We start from the raw sequence: 21,976 nt of genomic DNA on the forward strand, positions 1-21,976 counted from the left end.
GCCCTGCTGCGTGAGGCGCAATCTCATCCTCCTTACTCTCGGATTGCTTGGCTCGGCGGCACTAGCGCGGGGCTCGGTCCTATATGCCGGTGGCGGCTGGGCCGCGATCGATCGCGGCGCGGTTTGCGAGGCGCTTACCCGCTCGGCCAAGATCGCGCCGAAGGGGAAGGTTCAGGCGGTTGCGGGATTTTCCTTCACCCCAGATCATCGGCGCTGGGGCGAGTTTCATGCCCAACTCAGCCGGGTGTCGCGCCCCGGATCCAGTGTCGTCTTGCACATCGGCGATCAGCCGTTCCTGCTCGTCGCGCGCGGAGACCAGGCGTGGAGCCGCGGCGCGAGCCAGGAGCAAGCGATCATCGCTGCCGCCCGCGACGGCGGTCACATGAGCATCGAAGCGCGCGACGGCGCGGGCGTTCGCTTCTTCGACCCCTATGTGCTGGAAGGCGCTCCGACGGCGATCGATGCGGCGGCGGCGCGATGCGCGCTTCGCGGTGCTGGCAAAATCCAGTAATCGCACCTAGATAGGCGGCTCGCCATGAGTGCCGACACCAATCTGATGCCGATTCCCGGCGCTGTTGACCCTGTGCCCGTGCCCAGGACCGTGCAGCCGCGAGCCGACGGCAAGGTCGAGCTGGTCGGCCGTTCGAAGGACTCGATCCGCGCCGAATTCGAGGCTGCGGGACTGGAGCCCAAGCAGGCCAAGCTTCGCTCGAAGCAGGTCTGGCACTGGATCTACAATCGCGGAGTCACGGACTTCGCGAACATGAGCGATATCGCGAAAGCGCAGCGCGGCTGGTTCGCGGAGCGCTTCATCGTATCCCGGCCCGAGGTGGTCGAAGCGCAGGTCTCATCGGACGGCACGCGCAAGTGGCTGCTCAAGACCCACGACGGCCACGACTTCGAGATGGTGTTCATCCCCGACGCGGATCGTGGAACGCTCTGCGTTTCGAGCCAGGTCGGGTGCACGCTCAACTGCCGCTTCTGCCACACGGGCACGATGGCGCTGGTGCGTAACCTGGAACCAGCGGAAATCGTCGGTCAGGTGATGCTTGCCCGAGACGCGCTCGGCGAATGGCCGAGCCAGCCCGAGGGCCGGATGCTCACGAACATCGTGATGATGGGCATGGGCGAGCCGCTCTACAATTTCGAGAATGTCCGCGACGCGCTGAAGATCGTGATGGACGGCGACGGGCTTGGCCTGTCGCGCCGCCGGATCACACTGTCGACCAGCGGCGTGGTGCCGATGATGGAGCGCGCAGGCGCGGAGATCGGCGTCAATCTCGCCGTGTCGCTGCACGCGGTGACGAAGGAAATCCGCGACGAGATCGTGCCGCTCAATCGCAAGTACGGAATCGAGCAGCTGCTTGAGGCCTGCGCGGCTTATCCGGGCGCGAACAATGCGCGGCGTATCACGTTCGAATATGTGATGCTGAAGGACAAGAACGACAGCGACGAGCATGCGCGTGAGCTGGTGCGGCTGATCCGTCACTACCGGCTGCCCGCGAAGGTGAACCTGATCCCGTTCAATCCGTGGGGCGGGGCGCCATACGAATGTTCGAGCGATGAGCGTATCAAGGCGTTCAGCAACATCGTCTTCGAAGCCGGTATCTCCGCACCTGTGCGGACGCCGCGCGGACGCGACATTGATGCTGCGTGCGGCCAGCTCAAGACCGCTGCGGAGCGAAAGCGCCGGAGCCGCGAGGCGGCTTAGTCATGTTGTCGCCGGTCCGCCGAGCATTGGTGAGACAGGTCCGGGCGACGTTCAACGATCAATCGAGGGGCGAGAAGCCGGTCCCGGCATCGCCCGACGCCTTGTTCCCGATGGGCTCGGTGATCCGGCGCGTGCACGGCGATGTGACCTCGATGATGGTCGGCGGCATCGCAGCGCTTCTGACGCAGATGCTTCACCCCAAGGCGCTCGGCGGGGTGTGGGATCATAGCGACGTGGAGCACGACCAGCTCGGGCGGTTGCGGCGTACGGCACGCTTCATTGCCACGACGACTTACGCGCAGCGGGATTCAGCATTGGCCGCGATCGCGAAGGTCAAAGCCATCCACGAGCAAGTCAGCGGCACTCTGCCGGACGGTACCGAATATCGGGCGACCGATCCGTGGCTGCTCGCTTGGGTACACGTCGCGGGGGCGGTGAACTTTCTCGACAGCTGGCGGCGCTACGCCGAGCCGCGGATGAGCGGCCGGGACCAAGACACCTACTTCGCCGAGAGCGGAGAGGTCGCGCGGCTGCTCAATGCTGATCCCGTACCCCGGACTCGCGCCGAGGCAGAGCGACTGATCGCCGACTTCCGTACCGAGTTGCGGGCGGACGATCGCACGCGGGAATTCCGCGACCTCGTCCTCAAACCTTCCGCATCTTCTCTCGCAGAGGCAGCCGTACAGCCGTTGATCATGAATGCAGCAGTCGACCTGATGCCAACCTTTGCCCGCGATATGCATGGACTGTCCCGGCCGATGCTGCCGCCGGTCGTGCGAGGCGCGACCTATGGCGTCGCGCAGACGCTGCGCTGGGCGTTCGCCGGCGAACACTACCGCAAGGACCATTAATTTGCGGGCGCGCTCGACACGTGCCATCGGTGCTTGAACGCAACGGAGTTTCAAAGAGCATGGCGCTGATCGGGAAGCTCGTCGACAAGCTGCTGCGCAAGGGCAGCATCACCTTGCTGCTGCCCGGCAAGCCGCCGCAGACCTATGGCAAGGGCGGGGGTAAGCACCTCACGGTGCGCTTCACCGACCGCAAGGTGGCGTTCGACATCCTCAAGAATCCGCGCCTCGGGATCGGTGAGACCTACATGGATGGGCGGCTGGTCATCGAGGACGGCACGATCCTCGACCTGCTCGAGCTGATCGTCGGGGCCAATCGCTGGGAGGATGGCGGCAGTGGTCGCAAGACGCTGTCCAAGGCGAAGGGCCGCAAGAGCCTGCTCAAGCTGTTCAAGCGGAACAATCTGAAGTGGGCGCGGAAGAATGTCGCTCACCATTACGACCTCAAGGACGAGCTCTACGAACTCTTCCTCGACGACGACAAGCAGTACAGCTGCGCTTACTTCACGGATCCGAAGAACGGCCTGGAGCAGGCGCAGTCAGACAAGAAGGCGCATATCGCGGCGAAGTTGGCGCTGAAGCCGGGTCAGCGCGTGCTCGATATCGGGTGCGGCTGGGGTGGAATGGCGCTCTACCTCCATAAGGTAGCCGGCGTTGACGTTCTCGGCGTTACTCTATCCGAACGCCAGCTGAAGATCGCGCGCCAGCGGGCCAAGGACGCCGGTGTCTCCGATCATGTTAAGTTCGAGCTGATCGACTATCGAAACCTCGACGAGCAGTTCGACCGCATCGTGTCAGTCGGGATGTTCGAGCATGTCGGCGCGAAACACTATGATGAGTTCTTCGCTAAGTGCCGCGACCTGCTGAAGCTCGATGGCGTGATGCTTCTGCACACAATCGGCAAGCTCGGTGGGCCGTCAGACTCGCCCGATCCATTCACCGACAAGTGGATCTTCCCTGGCTACCACCTTCCCTCGATCAGCCAGATGACGGAAGCGAGCGAGAAGTCGCGGCTGATCGCAAGCGACATCGAGAATCTACGGCGGCACTACGCCTACACGCTTCGCCACTGGCTGGAGCGCGCCATCAAGGCGCGGCCGGCGATCGAGGCGATGTACGACGAACGCTTCTTCCGAATGTGGGAATTCTACCTCGCCGGCGGGATCGTGATGTTTGAGGACGGCGCGGCCTGCAATTACCAGGTCCAGTACGTGCGCGATCGAAACGCCGTGCCGATCACGCGCGATTACATGCTCGAGACCGAGCAACGTTATCGCAAGATCGCAGCCGAAGCCGATACCCCCAAGAAGCCTGCCGTCAGGCGGCGCCGGTCTGAAGAGCCTGAATTCGCGGAGTGAAGAAAGGCCCGGAAAGGTCCGGGCCATCTTGCCTACAATCAGGCCGGGTGATGCATGCCGCGCATGGTCTGACGCGCCTGGCGCCGCTCGTCCGGAGTCAGCTTGCCGTCGTGATTGAGATCGGCCTGGTCGAAGTGCTGCAGCGCAAGGGTCTGCGCTTCCGCTAGCGACACCTTCCCGTCCTTGTTGGTATCGGCCATTTCGAACAAGTGGCCGCCAAAGCGGCGGTGCATGCCCGCGTTGGCGAAGCGGGCCATGCGCGTGGACATTACGGCATCGAATTCGGCCCGCGTGACTACTCCGTCCTTGTTGGCGTCGAAACGAGCGAACATGTTGTCGCCCCGAACCGGACGTTGGGAAGTGTCAGTCTTGCTGGCGCGAGCGGCTGCGCGGGCGGCGCGCACTGCGTCGGCTTCCGCTTTCGTGATCTGCCCGTCATGGTTCGTGTCGAAGCGGTCGAACATCTTCGACGGATCGAAATGCTTGGCTTTCTCCTGCGCCTTCGCTGCGAACTGGGATTGAGCAACGGCGATCTCGTCCTTGGTGATAAAGCCGTCATGGTTTGCATCGAAGCGAGCGAAGATCTTCTGCACATGTGCCTGCACATCCGCGCGAGTCTCGGTCTTGTCGAAGCGCGCGTGCTTCGAAGGCGGTGCTGGCGAAGTGGGAGTAGTTTGCGCGAACGCTGCGCCTGCGGCGAAAACAGCAACGGCGGTCACGCCGATCAAATGGACTTTCATCGACTACCTCCTCAGGAATGTTGAGGAGAAACTAATCCTCGTAAACTTGCGGGCAGTTGAACGGCTGTCAGCCTTGTTCCGCGCATCACCCAGCAATGGAATTGCGCGACCGCCAGCGCGATCAACATGACTGGCATGAGCGGGAGGCCCACGACGGCCGCCATCATTCCGAGCACTGGGCACATGAACCCGTAGCAAGCCGCCTTATACTCAAGGTCGCTGACGACTGCGCTGTTCATCAGGACAACGGCGCCCACGCAAACGACCGTGAGATCGTAATTGAACGCATAAGGAAGGACCAAGAATGTACCGGTCGCGGTGAGAAAGGCGAGATCTCTCGTCGGGATCCTGCGCAGTGCGGCAATGCAAACGAGCGCTATCGCCGCTGTCGCGATGACGGCGTGAACGAGCAGGCCTACCGTCCAACCTACCCCAAATTGCATCACAGCTGTCGCGGTCGATGTGGCGAGGAAGCTGTAGAATGTGTGGCCCGCATTGATCATCGAAGTTTGCGCCGCGCCGGTCCGGAAGAGGAAGTCGGACCACGGTTCCCAGCCGAAGCAGAGGACCGATCCTGCGACCAGTACAACGACTGTCAGTGCAGCGCTCGCAATTGCCATCCAGTCGCGCCGAGCCAACAAAACGATCGGTATAAGGACAGCGAGATGCGGCTTGAGCAACATCAATCCAAACGCGACGCCGGCGCGCTGCGGATGCTCATCCAGCAATTGCCAGCCGAGCAAATAGAGAGAGCCGATCAGAAAGCCATATTGGCCGTCCCAAACTGTCAGCAGAGCGGCCGGAGTTAGCGCCGCGAGCCAGAACGGTCCTGCCGCCGTCGGCCACCAGCGGCGGCAGGCATAAGCGAACAGAGTGCCGGTTCCGCCGAGCCAGGCAAGCAGGGCGGCCCAATACGGCAGCACGGAGATCAAGGCGGCGAGCGGGTACGTGACCGGCGGGTACGAGTAGTTATGCGGATCGATCTGGCCGAAGAGGCTTCGCTGATAATCGACATAGGAATGAAAGTTCAGCAGCACGTCGACGCGGCCTGAGCGGACCAATTGACCGCCGGTCCACATATTGATGAAGTCGCGACCCCAGAAATCCCCCCCTAAAATCGCGCCGTGGTCGAACGTGAGCAGGTCGCGCATGAACAGTACCAGCATGATGGCCAATGCAAACGCCCAGACCATCCATTGTGCCATTCGCCTTGGCTCAGAACTCGTAATGGCCCGCGCCCTCATCCAACACCTTTCGGGGTTCCGACGGCGCCGTGTCTAGCCGGGCATGGCTAATGTTTCGTTAGCCGTCGGTCATCGATCGCGAGCGATTAGGCAAGCGCCCTCTCTGTTGCGCATGGACAAATGGCGTCACCCCGCTAGTGAGCGCCGTTCAATTTCGTGGGGCGTAGCAATGGCGGTGTCAGCGGCACCGACGGCACATGGGGGAAATGAGCCGGCTTCCTGGTGGGAGTCGCGCTGGTTTCTGGCGCTCATCGTCTTCGCGACCATGGTGCCATTGCTCTACCCGCCGATCCCGCCGTTGGTGGACCTGTTCGGGCACATGGGCCGTTACCGGGTCGAGCTCGACCTCGACCAGTCGATCTGGCTGCAGAAATACTTCAACTATCATTGGGCTCTGATCGGCAATTTGGGTGTCGACCTGCTGGTGCTGGCGCTCGGACCGATCATGGGCCTCGAACCGGCGGTGAAGTTCATCGTCATGCTGATCCCGCCGCTGACCGCTATTGGCTTTCTGTGGGTCGCCCGCGAGGTTCACGGACGGATTCCGCCAACCGCGTTTCTGGCGCTGCCATTCATCTACGGGTTCCCGTTCCTGTTCGGTTTTGTGAATTTCACCTTGTCGGTGGCCCTCGCGTTTCTCGCGTTCGGGCTGTGGTTGAGGCTTGGTCGGCTCGATCGAACGGTCGCTCGCGAATGGGTGTTCGTACCCATCTCCCTCGTCCTTTTCTTCACCCACACCTACGGCTGGGGACTCCTCGGCCTCTTGTGTTTCTCTGCAGAAGCGGTGCGGCTTCACGATCGCGGCCGGACGTGGTGGCGAGCGGGCCTAGAAGCAGCGCTGCGCGCTTCTGTCATGGCGGGACCGATCCTGATCATGCTCATCTGGCGGAGCGAGACGCACGGCGGCCAGACCTCGGGCTGGTTCGAATGGAAGTTCAAGTGGGTGTGGATCTACTCAGCACTGCGCGACCGCTGGAAGTGGTTCGACATTGCTTCGGTTGCGCTGCCCACCCTCGTCTTTCTCTACGCCATCGCGAACCGCATTTTCGGAAAGACACTGACGCTTTCCCGAAACCTCGTTTTTTCGGCGATGGTCCTTGCGGCGTCGTTCGTGCTGCTGCCCAGAATCGTATTCGGTTCCGCTTATGCCGACATGCGGCTGGTGCCCTATCTGATCGCCGTCGGGCTGCTCGCCATCCGCTTCAGGGGTACTCAGCACGGGAGGACGGCGCACGTCCTTGTGACGCTGAGCTTGTTGTTCTTTGCGACGCGCACGGTCGCAAACACCGTCAGCCTCGCGCGTGCCGCCGATGATCAAATGGCCAAACTCGAGGCGCTCAACCATGTGGGCGAAGGTGCCCGCGTAATCTCGCTCACCGGCATGACTTGTGCCGAATATTGGCCGCCGCTGCGCAACGCGCACCTTGGCGCGATGGTCATCGTTCGGAAGAACGGCTTCTCGAACGACCAGTGGCTGCTCGAAGGCATCAACCTGCTCGATCTCAAATATCGCTCGGCCGGCTATTTCGCGGCAGACCCATCCCAGCTCGTTCGCCCCAATAATTGCCGGGATCGCCTCCACAGGCAGATCAATGAGTCGCTTAGCGCGTTGCCGCGCGACGATTTCGACTATGTGTGGCTGATTGACGTACCGCCTTACGATGAGACGCTGGTCGCGGACCTAGACATGGTGTGGCGGGGACCGGGATCAGTGCTTTACCGGCTTCATGGAGGCGACGGCATAAAGCGATAGCCCGGGCGGCAATGGAATCCGTCCAATCATGTGGCGCTCAGCCGCGAAGGTGCGTTCCAAAGCCTTGTTGAGCGGCGCCGCCGGCAAAACCAGATCCGCGTCGTCCTTGCCGCGAGCCTTGGACGACATGCGTTCGGCGACCGCGACGGGGAAGAGCAGGCTGTTGAAGTAGCCGATGCGATCGAGCCGCAGTGGTGATCCCTCGATCAAGCGTTTCAGCGCGCCCTTGGAATAACGGCGTTTGTGGTGGTTTACCGCATCGTGCGCCGACCACATCCACTGGTGAGCGGGCACCGTCATAACGAACTTGCCGGTCGGCTTCAGCTTGCCGGCAATCGACGCGATGGCTGCCCGGTCGTCGTCGATATGCTCGATGACATCGAATGCGCCGATCAGGTCGTATTTGCGATCCGGAACCCCGGCGAGCTCGGGGAGCGGCGCGCTCATGATCTCCCGGCCCAGGCGCTTTTTGGCATGATGGCGCGCTTCCTCGTCGAGCTCGAGTGCGTCGACATGGCCGAACTGGCTGAGCATCGGCAGGTTGTGGCCCGTGCCGCAGCCGATCTCCAGGATCTGTCCATTTCGGGGCGGCGAGGCCAACCGGCGGATGAGCGAAGCGAGCACTTCGCGACGGGCTCGATACCACCAGTGGCGCTCGTCCAGCTCCGCCATCTGCTCGTAGACGACGCGCTCCATCAGCGGAAAACCAACTGCCGGTTGAGGATGTAGGTCGCGAGCGGCGTGACGAAGATCGCGGGGATCAGCGGCCACCAGGTTGGGCCCTGCATGGGGCCGGTCAGGAACCAGGTGAAGGCTTCGTTGAGGAAGAATCCCGAGGTTTGCACGGCAAGGAACTTCAGCTTCATCGCGCGATCCTCGCGCTTGCCGTGGCCGCGGAAGCTCCAGCGGCTGTGCAGCACGAATCCGATCGAAACTGCGATGAGGAATGCGATGACGACCGCCAGCATCGGCGACATCACATAAGTCGCGAGGCTCCAATAGATGGCCGAATAAACGCCCGCGAGGGAGAAGCCCACGATCGCGAAGCGCGTCAGCTGCGCGAACTCTTGATTACTCAGGTTTAATCTCGTCGCCATTTCGGGTTTGCTTGCCGTTTAGACTTCAGCGGCTAGAGCCGGAAACATGCTGGTGCGCAAGGAGCAGACATTTGAAGAGCGGTTCGTCGAACTGCTCGACCGCCATTGGAAGCGGATTACCGTTGTCCTTTGGCTGATATTCTGCGCCTGGTTCATCCTCAGCAACCTCAGCAACATCCACTTCTTCAGGCTCGGCGACACCGACGATAATATGCGGATGATGCAGGTCCGCGGCCTGCTTCACGGCCAGGGCTGGTTTGACCTTCGCAATTATCGCCTGAACCCGCCGGCGGGCGCGAATATCCACTGGTCGCGGCTGGTCGACTTGCCGATCGCCGGGCTGATCCTGGGGCTGCGGCCTTTCCTTGGCGGCGCGGGCGCGGAGCGCTGGGCGGTCGCGATCGCGCCGTTGCTGCCCTATTTCCTGCTGCTGTTCTCGGTCGCGCTGACCGCACGGCGGCTTATCGACCCACGCGCCTATCCGATCGCATTTGGTGCAGTGCTTTGCGCGGGCTCGACGACCGGCATGTTCATGCCGGAGCGCATCGATCACCATGGCTGGCAGCTTGCTTTGTTAGCGCTGAGCATTTCGGCGTTGGCAGATCCCAAGGGGGCGCGGGGCGGGCTCGTCCTCGGCATTTCGACCGCTTTGTCGCTTGCGATTGGGCTGGAGATGATCATCTACCTGGCCCTCGCCGGTGTCGCGGTCGTGCTGTTCTGGGTGGATGATGTTGAAGAGCGGCTGAGGTTGCGGACCTATGCCGTATCGCTCGGCGGATCCACCGCCCTCGCCTTCCTGATCTTCGCTTCATACGACAATCGCGCCCCCGTCTGCGACGCGCTGTCACCGGTGTGGCTCTCGGATGCGGTGGTCGCATCGGCGTTGATGTATGGACTCTCGCTGGTTTCGCCTGCCGACTGGCGCAAGCGGCTCGGCCTCGCGTTCGGCGCCGGTGCAATCATTGCAGGCTTCCATGTACTCACCTGGCCGCACTGCCTTCAGCGGCTCGAGGGCGTTTCGGACGAGGTCAATCAGCTGTGGTTGAGCCACGTCAAGGAAGCGCTGCCCGTCTATAAGCATGCCTGGCGCACGGCGGCCTTGATCGTGGCGCTACCGATCACCGGCACTATCGGATGGATCCTCCTGGCTTGGATGAAGCGCGGCGATCGCGATCTTTTCCGGCGGGTGGTGGGAGCCGCCGTTCCATCCATCGCCGCGGCCGTGCTGCTGCTGTGGCAGACACGCACTGGACCGGCGGCGCAAATGATGGCGGCCATCGGTGCCGCTACGTTGGCTTGGTACTTGGTGCCGGCGGCGCAGCGGCTCACGTCGACGATCCCGCGGGTGCTGGCGACCGTTGGCGTTGTGGTTGTCGCGGTTGGCGCCGCGATTCCGCTGATCTTCCTGGCGATCCCCGAAAAGGCGTCGACGCCTCGTGAAAAGGCGGTCGGAAAGGCGAATGCCGGCTGCGCGTCGATGTGGGGACTGCGGCCCGTTGCGCTTCAGCCGAAGGGCGTGGTGTTCACGTTCATCGATCTTGGGCCTCGCTTGATCACGGTCACCCATCACGATTCAATCGCCGGACCCTATCACCGCAACGGAGAGCAGATCGCCGATGTGATGAATGCGTTCCGTGGGGATGCGGACCAGGCACATCGCCTGATCACCAAATATCATTCGACCTATTTGCTGACGTGCCCAAGCGCATCGACCACGACGATCTTCATGGCCGAGGCGCCGAAGGGCTTTTACGCGCAGCTGCAGAAGGGCCAGGTACCGAACTGGTTGGCGCCGGTTCAGCTGCCGAAGGAGTCGCCGTTCCGGATGTGGAAGGTGGTTGGCTAGGCCAGCGTTGGGAAGCTCTGCTTCAGGCCGTCGATCACGAATTGAGCCGCTAGCGCCGCCAATATCACGCCGAGAATGCGCGTGATAACCGCCTCGATCTTTTCGCCGACGAGCCGCATCAGGGGTTCCGCAGCGAGCAGCGTTAGAAGGGTCATCACCATGACGACGGTGATTGCCGACAGCACGATGAAGACGTGGATCGTGGTCTCCGCGCGTGAAATCCAAAGCATGGCGCTGGCGATGGAGCCCGGCCCCGCGATCATCGGCATGGCCATGGGAAACACGCTGATGTCCTCCGCTTCCGGCGTGCCCTCGATCGAATGAGCCCGGCCCTCGCGGCGTTCGGTGCGCTTTTCGAACACCATCTCGACAGCGATGTAGAAGAGCAGGATTCCGCCCGCGATGCGGAAGCTGGCCAGGCTGATGCCTAGCGCGTGAAGCATCGGGCGCCCAAGCAGGGCGAAGAACATCAGGATCGCCCAGGCGATGACGCAGGAGCGGATCGCCATCGACCGGCGGTCCGCACGGCTCGCGCCGCGCGTCAGGCTTGCGAAGATCGGTGCACAGCCCGGCGGATCGATGATCACCAGGAAGGTGACCAACGCCGATCCGAAGAGTTCAATCATTCTGCGGGAATGTCGTTGTAGAGGACCTGCGCGTAGCCTTTGCCGTTCCACTGATAGACGCGGAACTTGCGGGCGCCATTCTTCTCGACTTTCCAGTCCCAGCCGAGCGTCTTGTCGGCGGATTCGCCGCGGCCGTTGTCGACGGGCGTCTTCAGCGACTGGTTCGGCGTCAGTGGCGGTGGTGGAATGATCGGTGCACCCGGCGCCTTCCCGCGACAGGTGGCGCGGTGGATCTGCGGGCGTGGCGGTTGAGATGCTGGGCCTTTATCGGTGGTGCCCCCGTCATACACCCAGCGCCACGTCGAGCCGTTGCGCTGCCACACGGTCGTGAAGGTGCCGTGGCTCTTGTTATCGCCGGCGACCCAAGGGCCGGTGTTCACCGCGGTTCGGCCGTCGCAGGACAGGAAGCTGTGGGCGGGCCACCAGCGCACGGACTTAGGAGGATCCTTGCGGCCCGCCAGATAGTCCCGCGCCCAAACGGCTTGCGGATTGAACATGACCGCGTCCTTGTCCGCCCATTTGCGGAACGCGGTCCACTGGCCGTGCTGCTGAGCGTCGATCGCGAATTCATATTCGACGTCGACAGCGGTCGGAATTGGGGAAGCGGCAGCAAGAAGGAACGCGGCGATCATAGGCCCTCCGGGTCTGCAAGCCCCGCACGACGGTGCGCGGCGACGACGGTGTTGCGAAGCAGGCAGGCGATGGTCATCGGCCCAACGCCGCCGGGAACGGGCGTGATTGCGCCGGCTACTTCAAGCGCCTCGTCGAAGGCGACATCCCCGAGCAGCTTGCGCGTGCCGTCGGGCTGTTCGACGCGCTCCTGGCCGACGTCGATGACGGCCGCGCCGGGCTTCAGCCAATCGCCGCGGATCAGCTCGGGCCGGCCAACGGCAGCGACGACGATGTCCGCCTTCCTGAGGGCCTCGGGCAGATCGCGCGTCCGCGAGTGGGCCACCGTGACCGTGCAGCTGGCCTGAACGAGGAGCTGCGCCATCGGCTTGCCGACGATGTTCGATCGGCCGACCACGATGGCATCGAGACCACTCAGATTGCCGAGCTCATTCTGAAGCAGCATCAGGCAGCCGAGCGGCGTGCAGGGAACGAGCCCTTCCAATCCGACGGCCAGCCGGCCCGCGTTCATCGGATGGAAGCCGTCGACATCCTTGTCGGGATCTAGGCGAAGGATGATCGCAGTCTCGTCGATGTGTTGTGGAAGCGGCAGTTGGACGAGGATGCCGTCGACGGCGGGGTCGGCGTTCAGCTCATCGACCAATGCCATAAGCTGGCCTTGCGAAACGTCGGCGGGGAGCTTGTGTTCGAAGCTCTCCATGCCGGCCTCACGTGTCGCCTTGGCCTTGGAGCGTACATAAGCAGCGCTCGGCGGATGTTCGCCGACAAGGACCACCGCGAGGCCCGGCGGGCGACCCTGGTTCGATGTGAATTGCGCGGCGAATCCCGCGACCCGCTCGCGAAGACCGGCCGCGAAGGCCTTTCCGTCGATCAGCCTCGCGGTCATCCGCCCACGTAATATTGAGTGGCGACGCCGGCGAGCAGCCGTTGCAGGACCTGGATCAGGATCAGGATGACGAACGGGGAGAAATCGATCCCGCCGAAGTCCGGCAGCAAGCGCCTGATCGGCCGATAGAGCGGCGCCGTGATACGGTCGAGCGCAATGGCGAAGGCGCGCACGCCCTGCGAGTGGACGTTGAGAACGTTGAAGGCGAGCAGCCAGCTGAGAACTACCTGGATGATGATGATCCAGGTCAGGACGGTCAGCAGCAGATTCGCGATGTCGACAAGGGCGAGAAGCATAGGGGCGGCTTAGCCGGGCGAAAGTTACGGCGCAAACCTCTCAGGTTCGGCGACTGCAAGGATCTCCGCGAAATCCTCTTCGGCGTCGGTCCATTCGGCGTGCGGGGTCCATCCGCCGGCAAGCAGCAGGACCCTGCCGCCGCGCTGGCCATATTTGTGGCTGTTCTCGGTGTGGATCGAGGAGCCCTTCGAGAAATGGAATTTGCGCCCGGCGATGCTGAACTCGACGTCGCGGGTGGCGACGAGATGCATTTCAATGCGCGACAGGATGTCGTTCCAGCGCGCTTCGTGGCGGAAAGCGTCTTCCCGGATGTCGCCGCCGAGCTCCCGATTGATGCGGGTCAGCAGGTTGAGGTTGAACTCGCCGGTCACGCCCTGCGGATCGTCATAAGCGGCGAGCAGGCGCTCCACCGGCTTCACGCGATCCATGCCGATGAGCAGTTGAGAGCCGGGGCCGAGCAATCCCCGGAACTGACGCAGCAGGTCGGTCGCGCTCCATGGCACGAAGTTGCCGATGGTCGACCCCGGGAAGAAGCCGAGCTTCGGCAGATGCTCGATGCCAGCGGGTAAGGTGAAGGGTCGCGCAAAGTCGGCCACGACGGGGATGACCTCGACTGCAGGGAAGCGCCTCTGGAGATCGCGAGCGCTCTGCTCGAGATAGTCGCCGGAAATATCGACCGGGATGTAGGCGGCGGGCTGGATTGCTTCGAGGAGGATCGGCGTCTTTGTCGCCGATCCGGCGCCAAACTCCACCACTGCGGCGCCTTTGGGAACGCGCGCAGCGACCTCCGGCATGATGTCGTGCAGCAGCGTCGTTTCCGTCCGCGTGGGATAATAAGTCGGCAGGCGAGTGATGTCGTCGAATAGCTCCGACCCCCGCAGGTCGTAGAGCCAACGCGCCGGAATGGCCGGGGTGGGCGCGGAGAGACCCGCGAGCACATCGTCGCGGAAAGCCCGCGTCTGATCGTCCATCTGGGCGTCAAGCGTCGCGAGCAAGGCGAACTCCTGTGAATTGCCAGCGCGCGGCGGGCGGGAAAAAATTGCGGTAGGTAGCGCGGCTATGACCGCGCGGCGTGGCGCAGCTCGCGCCTCTTAGCACGAACTGGCTGCTCATGAACTTGCCGTTGTATTCGCCCACGGCCCCCTCTGCCGGCGAGAAGCCGGGGTAGGAAGCGAAGGCACTTTGCGTCCATTCCCACGCGTCGCCGAACATGCTGCCGCCCGGCCTAGGGATTGCCGCTCCCGCCTCGTCGAGCTGGTTGCCGAGGTTCGAGTCGGCCGAGGAAGCGAAATCCTCCCACTCGGCTTCGGTGGGGAGGCGCGCTCCAGCCCAGCGGGCGTAGGCGTCCGCCTCGAAATAGCTGATGTGAGCGACCGGCGCGGCGGCGTCGATCTCGCGGCGTCCGCCGAGGGTGAACTCGGTCCCATCATCGTGCCAGTAGAGCGGAGCCGCGATGGAATCCCGCTGGACCCAGTCCCAGCCTTCGGACAGCCAGAGCGTTGCCGTGCGGTAGCCGCCGTCCTCAATGAACTCGCGCCAATCCTTGTTCGTAACCTTGCGGTTGGCGAGCTCATGACCCGATAGGAACGCGCGGTGGCGTGGCGTCTCGCTGTCGAATGCAAAGGCGTCGCCAGCTGCACCGATCTCGACGATGCCTTCTCGCCCTCGAAGGAACGTCAGCGGCTCGACGGGGAAGCACGCGGGTGGCGGGAGCTCGGCGTAAGCTGGTTCGAGCGGGTTTTCCGCGAGAGTCGCCAGGATGTCCGTCAGGAACAGCTCTTGGTGCTGCTGTTCGTGGTTGATGCCAAGTTCGATGAGCTCCACCGCCGCGGTCGGAAGCGAAGGCAAAACTCTCTCCAGCGCCTCGTCGACATGAGCGCGATAGCTCCGCACTTCATCGAGCGAAGGACGGCTCAGCATGCCCCTGCGGGGACGTGCGTGCCGCGGCCCTTCGGCTTCGTAATAGCTGTTGAACAGGAACGCCCAACGCTCATCGAACGGCCGATAGCCCGGCACATGATCGCGCAGGATGAACGTCTCGAAGAACCATGTCGTATGCGCGAGGTGCCACTTGGCCGGCGACGCATCGGGGAACGGCTGGATCGTCGCGTCCGCGTCGCTCAGCGGTGCCGCCAAGTCGAGCGTCAGCTTGCGCGTTGCGAACAGGCGCGACGCAAGCTGGTCGACATTGCGCTCAGGGCGCTGGAGCGGCGACGGAGCGTTCACTTGGACTGCGGCACTCCCGGATAGGGCTGCGCCTTTAGCATAGTTGCGAGGTGAACAGCATTGGAGGCGAGCATCTCCGCGCCCTGCTGGACCGGATCCGGTACTTTCGGAAGGTCGATGAAGTTCGTCTTCTGCATCGCTTCGCCCACCCAATAATCGGACCCTCCAGCGGGGATGGTCCATCCGACATCGTTCAGTGCCTGGAACAATGTCGCGGTGATGTGGTGTGCGCCGTCCTCATTGCCAACAATGCCGGCCAGCGCGACCTTGCCGAAGCTGGGCATCCGACCCTGGTCGTCGGTCTCGCTGAGGAAGGCATCCATGCGCTCGAGCACGCGCTTGGCGAGGCTGGACATCTGCCCGAGCCAGACTGGCGTTCCGAAGATCAGGATGTCGCAGTCGAGGATGCGCCTACGAACGTCTGGCCACGCGTCCCCCGGCCCTTCGTCCGACGTCACGCCTGGCTTGATGTCGTGATCGGCGACACGGATCGTCTCGCGCATTTCCACGCCGCGCTTGCGTAGTTCGCCCGCGATCAGGTCGATCATCTTGTCCGTGGAGGACGGCTCCGATCCGGCGCGCTTGAGCGTGCAGTTCAGGGCAATCGCGCTCAACGCCACTGGCAAAGCCTTCCGTTGCGAATGTGGAACGGAAGCATAACGACGCGCGCCTGCCTTTGTGCCCCGCGTCGGGTACCTGCTTTGGTCTAGGTGCGCGTAGCTCCGGGCTGCCAGAGGACGTCGCCACCTATCCGGCGCGCGACGAAACGGGCCGCCACGAACAGATGGTCTGACAGGCGGTTGAGATAAGCGAGAAGATGCGGGTTCAGCGGTTCGCTTTCGCTGAGTGCGACAGCTGCCCGCTCGGCGCGGCGCGTTACCGCCCGCGCGAGGTGCAACGCTGAAACGGCGGCCGAGCCGCTGGGAAGGATGAAGCTGGTGAGCGGCGCGAGGTCGGCGTTCATCGCGTCGATCTCTTGCTCCAGCCGTTCGACCTGGCTCGCGATGATGCGAAGTGCGCCATCGATGTGGCCCGGCGTGGCAACGTCCGCGCCTAGATCGAACAAGTCGTTCTGGATACGCAGCAGGTCCCTGGCCGGTTCGGCTCCGCCAAGCGCGGCGAGTGCTACGCCGATCGCCGCGTTGGCCTCGTCGACCTCGCCGATCGCGGCCATCCGGAGGCTCGACTTGCTGACCCGGCTGCCATCGACGAGTCCTGCACTGCCGCCGTCGCCGGTGCGCGTGTAGATCTTGTTGAGCTTGACCAAGCGGCCGGGCTCAGTGGCCTGCCTGGCCCGCGACCACCAGGATCAGGACCACGATGACGATGGCGATTGCCTGGAAGAGGACGCGCTTGCGCATGTAATTCTGCTGCTGCTCGCCGGTAACGTCCTTGCCTGAAGCCATGGCGATGACGCCGCGCACGAGGACGTAGGCGGTCGCCCCCATGGCGAGTACGAGTAGGATCATGAGGAGGGGTGTCATGAGCGCTATTTAGGCGTCCTGAAGCCGAAAGCCAGATGGGAGGACGCCATCTAGGAGCTGTCTCACGAGCATGGGGCCGTCCACCCCGCTGTCGCGCATCGCGGCGAGCGTCGGTGAGAGGTCTCGTTTTGCAAGGCGGCGGCCGTCTTCGTGCGTGACGAGCGGATGGTGAAGGTAGATCGGCTCAGGCAGATCCAGCAGCGTTTGAAGCAGCCGCTGAATGGGCGTTGAGGGACGAAGGTCGCCGCCGCGCACGACCATGGTGACGCCGCTCGTCGCGTCATCGACGACGCACGACAGGTGGTAGGAAGCAGGCGCGTCCTTCCTGGCCAGGATTGCGTCGCCAATGTCTGGCTCTCTCGCTGAAAATCCGTGACCGTCGGCCTCGCGCCAAGTCGGTGGCCCCGCGATTGCAAGTGCCTTGCCTGAATCGAGTCTCCAGCAGTGCGGCGTGTTTGCTCGGCGCTCGGGGTCGTCCGACAAGGCGCGGCATGTGCCTGGGTAGGACGTTGCGGCGTCGCCGTGTGGCGCGGTCAGCGACTGCGCGATGTCGGCTCGCGTGCAGAAGCAGGCGTAGGCCAGCCCTTCGCCTCTCAGCTGCTCGAGCGCCGCGGCATAGGCATCCGTCCGTCGCGACTGGATCAGGACGGGCTCGCTCCATTCAAGGCCTAGCCAGCGGAGATCCTCGTAGATGCCGTCCACGAATTCCCGTCGCGCACGTGTCTGGTCGAGATCTTCGATGCGCAGGAGGAACTTGCCGCCGCTTTCGCTCGCACGGGCATGTCCCAGCGCGGCGCTGAAAGCGTGCCCGAGATGCAGGCGCCCGGTCGGCGACGGCGCGAATCGCGTCATGAACATTTGAGGTGTTGCCGAAAGGACTCTTGACCCGGAGTCATTGAAAGTGGTGTCATACGCATGTCACGCCGGGTTGGCATCCGGCGGTCAACAAGGGAAGACGGGCCGGGCCCTCTCCTCCTTGAGTGCGACGAGGCCGGGGAGCTGCAGTTCGGTTCGACCGAACGAAAGGCTTGTGGCGCTCGCATGTATCATCCTGAGCTGATCCGCCATCCCGATAGCTGCCCGGCATTGGTGCTCAACGCCGATTACACGCCGCTGTCCTACTACCCGCTGTCGCTCTGGCCCTGGCAGACCGCGATCAAGGCGATGTTCCTCGAGCGCGTGGACATTGTTGCCCATTACGACCGCGAGGTGCACTCGCCGAGCCGCTCGCTGAAGCTGCCGTCGGTGATTGCGCTCCGGCAGTTCGTGAAGCCTAACGAATATCCGGCCTTCACCCGGTTCAACCTGTTCCTCCGCGACAAATTCCGCTGCGTATATTGCGGCTCGGCGAAGGAGCTGACGTTCGATCACGTCGTGCCGCGTGCCCAGGGCGGACGCACAATGTGGGAGAATGTCGCGACGGCATGCGCTCCCTGCAATTTGCGCAAGGGCGGGCGGACGCCTGCGGAAGCGCACATGCACATCATGCACGAGCCGATCCGGCCGACGAGCTGGCAGCTGCAGGAGCATGGCCGGGCATTCCCGCCCAACTATCTGCACGATAGCTGGCGCGACTATCTCTATTGGGACGTCGAGCTGGAACCCTGATCTCCAGGCCTGACCGGCGGAGCCTGCGTTATACGGCTTGGTCCGTCGCGCCGGTTGCTACAGTCGCCGCGGTTTTAGTTTGGCTACTTGGCGGGCCTGGCCTCGTCGGAGCAGGCTTCTTGTCTCTGCCGTGGATTGCATATCGCTACGACAACCGAACCGGGGTCTTTCTTCCACTTTCGGTCTTGATCCTGTTCGTCTTCATCATTCTTGCGTTGCTGCTTCTGCTCATGGCCGTGGTCCTGCGTTGAATGGCCATTAACCAAATTGTTCTAGGGCAGCCGAATGGAAGTTCGGATAACTCACCCATCGTTGGAAGAGCGGCCGCGCATTCTCGTGGTCGAGCCGAACAAGGCCAACCTCGGCGTCATGGCCCGCAGGCTGGTCGAGGCAGGTTATCGCGTGTCGACCGCTGAGAATGGGCAGGACGCGGTTGCAGAGCTTCACCGCGTGCACATCGATCTGGTGCTTGCCGAACTGAACATGCCCCGCATGACAGGTGCCGAGTTGACGCGCCTGATCCGCGACGAGGTGATGTGGCGCGACATTCCCGTGATGCTGATCACCGGCAAGTCGAAGCCGGAGGACGCGGTGAAAGCCTATGAGGCCGGGGCAGACGACGTGATCCTGAAGCCTTTCCACTTCGAGGTCTTGTTCGCGCGCATCGATCGCCGGATTGAACGCGCGCGGACGTTCAAGCGACTGCAGGAAGACAATGCCGCGCTCGACGCGCGCGTGGTCGAGCGCGCGATCGAGATCGGCGAGCTAAAGGACCGGCTTGCCCAGGTCGAGGTCAGCGCGACGCGATGAACTCGCGGACGCTTGGAGCGACGTCAGCGCGTTCCAAGGCCATGGCGAGATTGGCGATCACAAACCCCGCAGCGCTGCCGCAGTCGTAGCGCTCGCCCTCGAAGCGATAGGCATTGAGCGGCTGCTTTCCGATCAGCTTGGCGATCGCGTCGGTCAGCTGAATTTCTCCACCTGCGCCAGGCTCCTGCGCGTCAAGCTCTCGCATCACCTGCGGCTGCAGGATGTAGCGGCCGGGCAGCATCAGGTTCGAGGGCGCCGTGCCCTGCGGCGGCTTCTCGACCATCCCGCGAATCTCGGTGAGGCGGCCGTCGGTAGGCCCGGGGTCGATCACGCCATATTGATGCGTCTCGCTCGCAGGTACTTCGAGCGCAGCAACGATGTTGCCGCCCACCTTTCCATAGGCTTCGACCATTTGCGCCAGGCAATTGGGCTTGCCGTACATTAACTCGTCCGGGAGCAAGACGGCGAACGGTTCATCGCCGACGATGTCGCGCGCGCACCACACCGCGTGACCGAGTCCGAGCGGCTGCTGCTGCCGGACGCTGACGATCTCACCGAAGCCGGAGCGTGACGGCTGAAGCTTGTCCAGGCTCTTGCCGCGCTCACGCATCGTCGTCTCAAGCTCGAAGCCGATGTCGAAATAGTCGTCGAGTGCTGCTTTCCCCCGACCCGTGACAAAGATCATCTGCTCGATCCCTGCCTCGCGGGCTTCATCGATAGCGTACTGAATCAGCGGGCGGTCGACGACCGTGATCATCTCCTTGGGGATGCTCTTCGTGGCCGGAAGCAGGCGGGTGCCGAGACCGGCGACGGGAAACACCGCCTTGCGAACGCGATTTGCCATGTAAGCTTACTCTCCTGAAGGCGCCGGTGCGGTCCCGTTCGATACCGGCTGCGGGTCGGTGCTCATTGGATGGGGCTCGGCAGCGCCTCCGGTCGGCGGCGGAAGATCGAACGGATCTGGCTCGCGCGGCTGCGAGCGCGTCATAAGTTCGTCGATCCGGTCCGGCTTTGCGCTGGGTGGCCTTGTCAGCAATTCCTGCACGGTCGGAGTCGTCCGGGCCATGAGCGGCTTGACGGGCATGGCTTGTCCGGGGGCGGGCTTGAGTTCTGCCACGCGCCCGCAGCCGGCGAGGCCGAGTATCACGACGAGCGAGAGGAGGCGCAGCGGCTTCATCGCCCCCCGACTAGCCGTTCGGTGCCGCTTGCGCTAGCGCCGCCGTCCATGCGCACGCTCCTCATCGCCGCCGGAATTCTCATTTTAGCAGCCTGTCACAAGCCCGAGCCGCAACGGTCGAACGAAGCCGCTCCGGCGGCTGATGCGAGACAGGTGAAGGGGGTCGACCGCAGCCATAAAGGTCAGCCAGCGCCCGACGTGGCTTTCAATGACCCCGATGGCGAAGAAACCAACCTGACCGAACTTTCAGGAAAGCCGACGCTGGTAAACCTATGGGCAACCTGGTGCGCGCCGTGTGTGAAGGAGCTTCCGACGCTCAGCCAGCTGGCCAAGTCGCATGCAAAGGACGGCACGCTTCAGGTCGTCGCGATCAGCCAGGATAGCGGACCGCATCCGTCAGTCGTCGCGTTCCTGGAATCCAAAGCGCCGGAGCTGGCGGCCTACCAGGACTCGAAGATGGCGCTTTCGGGTAAGCTGGGCGCGGAAGTGCTTCCAACCTCCATCCTCTATGACGGCAAGGGCAGAGAGGTCTGGCGGTATATCGGCGATCTCGACTGGACGAGCCCGGAGGCCGCTAAACTGTTGTCTGAAGGCGGCGCACCCGCAAAAGGCTGACCAGTCGCCCATCAATCGCCACTAGCCCGAGCGCGATCAGGCCCAGGCCGAGGAAGTCCTGGGGCGCCAGCGTCTCGTTGAGGAAGAGCGCTCCCAGAAGGATCGCGACTGGCGGGACGAGCAATGTTACGAGCAAGGCATTGGTGGCGCCGGCGCGGTCGATCAGGCGGAAATAGAGCACGTAACCGAAAGCGGTGCAGAGAAGCGCGAGCGCGGTGATCGCGGCCCAGGCGCTGAGCGGGGGGAACGCGCGCGTCCAGGGTTGGTCTACGAACATCGATAGCGGGAGCATCACGACGGCGCCCGCGGTCAGCTGGCCGGTGGTGACGCTGAGCGGTGACACGCCGATCTTGCGGAAGCGCCGCGCCCAAACGGCCGCCAGCGCGTAGCTGAGCGAGGCCAGGACGCAGGCGAGTTGTGCCAGCGCATTGGTGCCGAGGCTCGAGAGAAGCGACGGACCGATCATCGTCACGATTCCGCCAAACCCCAGCAGCACGCCGGCGATCTTGCGCGGGGTCATGCGCTCGTCGTGCGTCATGAAGTGGGCGACAACGACGCCCCAGATAGGCGTGGTCCCGTTCAGGATCGATGCGAGACCGCTCGCGATATGCGTCTGACCCCAGCCGAAGAGCGTGAAGGGCAGCGCGTTGTTCAGGATTGCGAGGAGGAAGATTGCGCCCCACACCTGCCGCGGCAGACCGAGGCTCTGTCCGCGCACCTTGAGGTAGGTCCACATCGCGATCGCGGCGATCGTCAGCCTCATCCACACGTAGGTCAGCGGCGGCACGTGCTTCACGGCAACGCCGATAAAGAAAAAGGCACCGCCCCAGATGACGGCGAGGGTGCCGAGGATGAGCCAGTCGCTGCGGTTCATGACGGTCCGGATCACCGGCACTCCATAGGTGTCTGCGCCCTCCGAGCCTTCCGCGAGCTTGCGCTCAAACGTTTGTGGATCGACCGGTTTCATGGCCTCGCGGAGGTAAGGAACGGCCGTCCGCAGCGCCAACAAATGCGCGAGTC

Annotated in this window: 27 protein-coding genes; 10 read left to right on the plus strand and 17 right to left on the minus strand. The window is 63.4% G+C overall.

Annotated elements, in window-relative coordinates:
- Positions 1 to 10: 10 nt before the first annotated feature.
- The 4 genes from AC4GYV_RS14220 to AC4GYV_RS14235 are packed head-to-tail and all read left to right on the plus strand — an operon-like array spanning position 11 to position 3,917.
- Positions 11 to 511 (plus strand): hypothetical protein, encoded by a 501-nt coding sequence (locus tag AC4GYV_RS14220; RefSeq protein ID WP_491101353.1) that lies wholly within the window; start codon positions 11 to 13, stop codon positions 509 to 511.
- Between the two features lie 24 nt (positions 512 to 535).
- A complete protein-coding gene (gene rlmN / locus AC4GYV_RS14225) occupies positions 536 to 1,711 on the plus strand; it encodes a dual-specificity RNA methyltransferase RlmN (RefSeq protein ID WP_491101354.1) in 1,176 nt (391 codons plus the stop codon).
- Between the two features lie 2 nt (positions 1,712 to 1,713).
- Positions 1,714 to 2,562 carry an oxygenase MpaB family protein gene (locus AC4GYV_RS14230; protein WP_491101355.1) on the plus strand — a complete coding sequence of 283 codons (849 nt, stop codon included), beginning with the start codon at positions 1,714 to 1,716 and terminating at the stop codon, positions 2,560 to 2,562.
- A 59-nt stretch (positions 2,563 to 2,621) separates the two neighbouring features.
- Positions 2,622 to 3,917: a class I SAM-dependent methyltransferase gene (locus tag AC4GYV_RS14235; RefSeq protein ID WP_491101616.1), complete on the plus strand. Its 1,296-nt coding sequence runs from the start codon at positions 2,622 to 2,624 to the stop codon at positions 3,915 to 3,917.
- 38 nt (positions 3,918 to 3,955) lie between these two features.
- On the opposite strand, the gene AC4GYV_RS14240 is transcribed toward AC4GYV_RS14235, so the two are convergent.
- A complete protein-coding gene (locus AC4GYV_RS14240) occupies positions 3,956 to 4,657 on the minus strand; it encodes an EF-hand domain-containing protein (protein WP_491101356.1) in 702 nt (233 codons plus the stop codon).
- A gap of 11 nt (positions 4,658 to 4,668) precedes the next feature.
- On the minus strand, positions 4,669 to 5,862 hold the full coding sequence (locus AC4GYV_RS14245) for a glycosyltransferase family 87 protein (RefSeq protein ID WP_491101357.1): 1,194 nt from the start codon (positions 5,860 to 5,862) through the stop codon (positions 4,669 to 4,671).
- A 208-nt stretch (positions 5,863 to 6,070) separates the two neighbouring features.
- Here AC4GYV_RS14245 and AC4GYV_RS14250 point away from each other — a divergent pair, with 208 nt between their 5' ends.
- Positions 6,071 to 7,654, plus strand: coding sequence for a hypothetical protein (locus AC4GYV_RS14250; protein ID WP_491101358.1), 1,584 nt, complete (start codon positions 6,071 to 6,073; stop codon positions 7,652 to 7,654).
- Here the strand turns inward: AC4GYV_RS14250 and AC4GYV_RS14255 are convergent.
- Both AC4GYV_RS14255 and AC4GYV_RS14260 read right to left on the minus strand, forming a co-directional pair.
- Entirely contained in the window at positions 7,610 to 8,350 is a 741-nt protein-coding gene (locus AC4GYV_RS14255) for a class I SAM-dependent methyltransferase (protein ID WP_491101359.1), read from the minus strand. The two genes, AC4GYV_RS14250 and AC4GYV_RS14255, sit on opposite strands and share 45 nt — an antisense overlap.
- On the minus strand, positions 8,350 to 8,751 hold the full coding sequence (locus AC4GYV_RS14260; RefSeq protein ID WP_491101360.1) for a GtrA family protein: 402 nt from the start codon (positions 8,749 to 8,751) through the stop codon (positions 8,350 to 8,352). Before AC4GYV_RS14260 ends, AC4GYV_RS14255 begins: the two co-directional genes overlap by 1 nt.
- A gap of 46 nt (positions 8,752 to 8,797) precedes the next feature.
- Here AC4GYV_RS14260 and AC4GYV_RS14265 point away from each other — a divergent pair, with 46 nt between their 5' ends.
- A complete protein-coding gene (locus tag AC4GYV_RS14265) occupies positions 8,798 to 10,597 on the plus strand; it encodes an AcrB/AcrD/AcrF family protein (protein ID WP_491101361.1) in 1,800 nt (599 codons plus the stop codon).
- Here AC4GYV_RS14265 and AC4GYV_RS14270 read toward each other — a convergent pair.
- The 10 genes from AC4GYV_RS14270 to gluQRS form a co-directional block, all read right to left on the minus strand.
- On the minus strand, positions 10,594 to 11,223 hold the full coding sequence (locus tag AC4GYV_RS14270; RefSeq protein WP_491101362.1) for a MarC family protein: 630 nt from the start codon (positions 11,221 to 11,223) through the stop codon (positions 10,594 to 10,596). The two genes, AC4GYV_RS14265 and AC4GYV_RS14270, sit on opposite strands and share 4 nt — an antisense overlap.
- Positions 11,220 to 11,855, minus strand: a complete 636-nt coding sequence (locus AC4GYV_RS14275; RefSeq protein ID WP_491101363.1) for a hypothetical protein — start codon at positions 11,853 to 11,855, stop codon at positions 11,220 to 11,222. The genes AC4GYV_RS14270 and AC4GYV_RS14275 overlap by 4 nt, the downstream gene beginning before the upstream one ends.
- Entirely contained in the window at positions 11,852 to 12,739 is an 888-nt protein-coding gene (gene folD / locus AC4GYV_RS14280; protein WP_491101364.1) for a bifunctional methylenetetrahydrofolate dehydrogenase/methenyltetrahydrofolate cyclohydrolase FolD, read from the minus strand. The genes AC4GYV_RS14275 and folD overlap by 4 nt, the downstream gene beginning before the upstream one ends.
- Positions 12,736 to 13,035, minus strand: a complete 300-nt coding sequence (locus AC4GYV_RS14285; protein ID WP_491101365.1) for a YggT family protein — start codon at positions 13,033 to 13,035, stop codon at positions 12,736 to 12,738. The genes folD and AC4GYV_RS14285 overlap by 4 nt, the downstream gene beginning before the upstream one ends.
- 24 nt (positions 13,036 to 13,059) lie before the next feature.
- On the minus strand, positions 13,060 to 14,007 hold the full coding sequence (gene egtD, locus AC4GYV_RS14290) for an L-histidine N(alpha)-methyltransferase (protein WP_491101617.1): 948 nt from the start codon (positions 14,005 to 14,007) through the stop codon (positions 13,060 to 13,062).
- A 7-nt stretch (positions 14,008 to 14,014) separates the two neighbouring features.
- Complete coding sequence (egtB, locus tag AC4GYV_RS14295; RefSeq protein WP_491101366.1) at positions 14,015 to 15,262, minus strand: ergothioneine biosynthesis protein EgtB; 1,248 nt, start codon at positions 15,260 to 15,262, stop codon at positions 14,015 to 14,017.
- Entirely contained in the window at positions 15,259 to 15,882 is a 624-nt protein-coding gene (locus AC4GYV_RS14300) for a flavodoxin family protein (protein WP_491101367.1), read from the minus strand. The genes egtB and AC4GYV_RS14300 overlap by 4 nt, the downstream gene beginning before the upstream one ends.
- An 86-nt stretch (positions 15,883 to 15,968) precedes the next feature.
- A complete protein-coding gene (locus tag AC4GYV_RS14305; protein ID WP_491101368.1) occupies positions 15,969 to 16,529 on the minus strand; it encodes a cob(I)yrinic acid a,c-diamide adenosyltransferase in 561 nt (186 codons plus the stop codon).
- Between the two features lie 10 nt (positions 16,530 to 16,539).
- The gene (locus AC4GYV_RS14310; RefSeq protein ID WP_491101369.1) at positions 16,540 to 16,731 is read right to left on the minus strand and encodes a twin transmembrane helix small protein; all 192 of its coding nucleotides are present in this window, start codon (positions 16,729 to 16,731) and stop codon (positions 16,540 to 16,542) included.
- Positions 16,732 to 16,755: 24 nt separating this feature from the next.
- On the minus strand, positions 16,756 to 17,604 hold the full coding sequence (gene gluQRS / locus AC4GYV_RS14315) for a tRNA glutamyl-Q(34) synthetase GluQRS (RefSeq protein ID WP_491101370.1): 849 nt from the start codon (positions 17,602 to 17,604) through the stop codon (positions 16,756 to 16,758).
- Between the two features lie 183 nt (positions 17,605 to 17,787).
- On the opposite strand from gluQRS, the gene AC4GYV_RS14320 reads away from it, so the two are divergent.
- The 3 genes from AC4GYV_RS14320 (at position 17,788) to AC4GYV_RS14330 (ending at position 19,164) form a co-directional block, all read left to right on the plus strand.
- Positions 17,788 to 18,354: an HNH endonuclease gene (locus AC4GYV_RS14320; protein ID WP_491101618.1), complete on the plus strand. Its 567-nt coding sequence runs from the start codon at positions 17,788 to 17,790 to the stop codon at positions 18,352 to 18,354.
- Positions 18,355 to 18,473: 119 nt separating this feature from the next.
- Complete coding sequence (locus AC4GYV_RS14325) at positions 18,474 to 18,605, plus strand: hypothetical protein (protein WP_491101371.1); 132 nt, start codon at positions 18,474 to 18,476, stop codon at positions 18,603 to 18,605.
- A 34-nt stretch (positions 18,606 to 18,639) separates the two neighbouring features.
- A complete protein-coding gene (locus AC4GYV_RS14330) occupies positions 18,640 to 19,164 on the plus strand; it encodes a response regulator (RefSeq protein WP_491101372.1) in 525 nt (174 codons plus the stop codon).
- On the opposite strand, the gene AC4GYV_RS14335 is transcribed toward AC4GYV_RS14330, so the two are convergent.
- Together AC4GYV_RS14335 and AC4GYV_RS14340 are read right to left on the minus strand one after the other, a co-directional pair.
- Positions 19,148 to 20,008 carry a UTP--glucose-1-phosphate uridylyltransferase gene (locus AC4GYV_RS14335; RefSeq protein WP_491101373.1) on the minus strand — a complete coding sequence of 287 codons (861 nt, stop codon included), beginning with the start codon at positions 20,006 to 20,008 and terminating at the stop codon, positions 19,148 to 19,150. The genes AC4GYV_RS14330 and AC4GYV_RS14335 overlap by 17 nt on opposite strands.
- A 6-nt stretch (positions 20,009 to 20,014) precedes the next feature.
- Positions 20,015 to 20,341, minus strand: a complete 327-nt coding sequence (locus AC4GYV_RS14340; protein ID WP_491101374.1) for a hypothetical protein — start codon at positions 20,339 to 20,341, stop codon at positions 20,015 to 20,017.
- 48 nt (positions 20,342 to 20,389) lie between these two features.
- Between AC4GYV_RS14340 and AC4GYV_RS14345 the strand changes: the two genes are divergently transcribed.
- Positions 20,390 to 20,956, plus strand: coding sequence for a TlpA family protein disulfide reductase (locus AC4GYV_RS14345; RefSeq protein ID WP_491101375.1), 567 nt, complete (start codon positions 20,390 to 20,392; stop codon positions 20,954 to 20,956).
- On the opposite strand, the gene AC4GYV_RS14350 is transcribed toward AC4GYV_RS14345, so the two are convergent.
- Positions 20,916 to 21,923: a DMT family transporter gene (locus tag AC4GYV_RS14350; protein ID WP_491101376.1), complete on the minus strand. Its 1,008-nt coding sequence runs from the start codon at positions 21,921 to 21,923 to the stop codon at positions 20,916 to 20,918. The genes AC4GYV_RS14345 and AC4GYV_RS14350 overlap by 41 nt on opposite strands.
- Positions 21,924 to 21,976 lie beyond the last annotated feature (53 nt).

The organism is Sphingomonas sp. SP4, from assembly GCF_058313375.1.

Coding starts and splice junctions, on each gene's coding strand:
- AC4GYV_RS14330 (WP_491101372.1), top strand. CDS start 18,640: ATGGAAGTTCGGATAACTCACCCATCGTTGGAAGAGCGGCCGCGCATT.
- AC4GYV_RS14270 (WP_491101362.1), bottom strand. CDS start 11,223: ATGATTGAACTCTTCGGATCGGCGTTGGTCACCTTCCTGGTGATCATC.
- AC4GYV_RS14335 (WP_491101373.1), bottom strand. CDS start 20,008: ATGGCAAATCGCGTTCGCAAGGCGGTGTTTCCCGTCGCCGGTCTCGGC.
- AC4GYV_RS14240 (WP_491101356.1), bottom strand. CDS start 4,657: ATGAAAGTCCATTTGATCGGCGTGACCGCCGTTGCTGTTTTCGCCGCA.
- egtD (WP_491101617.1), bottom strand. CDS start 14,007: ATGGACGATCAGACGCGGGCTTTCCGCGACGATGTGCTCGCGGGTCTC.
- AC4GYV_RS14340 (WP_491101374.1), bottom strand. CDS start 20,341: ATGAAGCCGCTGCGCCTCCTCTCGCTCGTCGTGATACTCGGCCTCGCC.
- AC4GYV_RS14245 (WP_491101357.1), bottom strand. CDS start 5,862: ATGGCACAATGGATGGTCTGGGCGTTTGCATTGGCCATCATGCTGGTA.
- AC4GYV_RS14350 (WP_491101376.1), bottom strand. CDS start 21,923: ATGAAACCGGTCGATCCACAAACGTTTGAGCGCAAGCTCGCGGAAGGC.
- AC4GYV_RS14230 (WP_491101355.1), top strand. CDS start 1,714: ATGTTGTCGCCGGTCCGCCGAGCATTGGTGAGACAGGTCCGGGCGACG.
- AC4GYV_RS14285 (WP_491101365.1), bottom strand. CDS start 13,035: ATGCTTCTCGCCCTTGTCGACATCGCGAATCTGCTGCTGACCGTCCTG.
- AC4GYV_RS14235 (WP_491101616.1), top strand. CDS start 2,622: ATGGCGCTGATCGGGAAGCTCGTCGACAAGCTGCTGCGCAAGGGCAGC.
- AC4GYV_RS14275 (WP_491101363.1), bottom strand. CDS start 11,855: ATGATCGCCGCGTTCCTTCTTGCTGCCGCTTCCCCAATTCCGACCGCT.
- AC4GYV_RS14260 (WP_491101360.1), bottom strand. CDS start 8,751: ATGGCGACGAGATTAAACCTGAGTAATCAAGAGTTCGCGCAGCTGACG.
- gluQRS (WP_491101370.1), bottom strand. CDS start 17,604: ATGTTCATGACGCGATTCGCGCCGTCGCCGACCGGGCGCCTGCATCTC.
- AC4GYV_RS14255 (WP_491101359.1), bottom strand. CDS start 8,350: ATGGAGCGCGTCGTCTACGAGCAGATGGCGGAGCTGGACGAGCGCCAC.
- AC4GYV_RS14250 (WP_491101358.1), top strand. CDS start 6,071: ATGGCGGTGTCAGCGGCACCGACGGCACATGGGGGAAATGAGCCGGCT.
- AC4GYV_RS14310 (WP_491101369.1), bottom strand. CDS start 16,731: ATGATCCTACTCGTACTCGCCATGGGGGCGACCGCCTACGTCCTCGTG.
- AC4GYV_RS14320 (WP_491101618.1), top strand. CDS start 17,788: ATGTATCATCCTGAGCTGATCCGCCATCCCGATAGCTGCCCGGCATTG.
- folD (WP_491101364.1), bottom strand. CDS start 12,739: ATGACCGCGAGGCTGATCGACGGAAAGGCCTTCGCGGCCGGTCTTCGC.
- AC4GYV_RS14345 (WP_491101375.1), top strand. CDS start 20,390: ATGCGCACGCTCCTCATCGCCGCCGGAATTCTCATTTTAGCAGCCTGT.
- rlmN (WP_491101354.1), top strand. CDS start 536: ATGAGTGCCGACACCAATCTGATGCCGATTCCCGGCGCTGTTGACCCT.
- AC4GYV_RS14265 (WP_491101361.1), top strand. CDS start 8,798: ATGCTGGTGCGCAAGGAGCAGACATTTGAAGAGCGGTTCGTCGAACTG.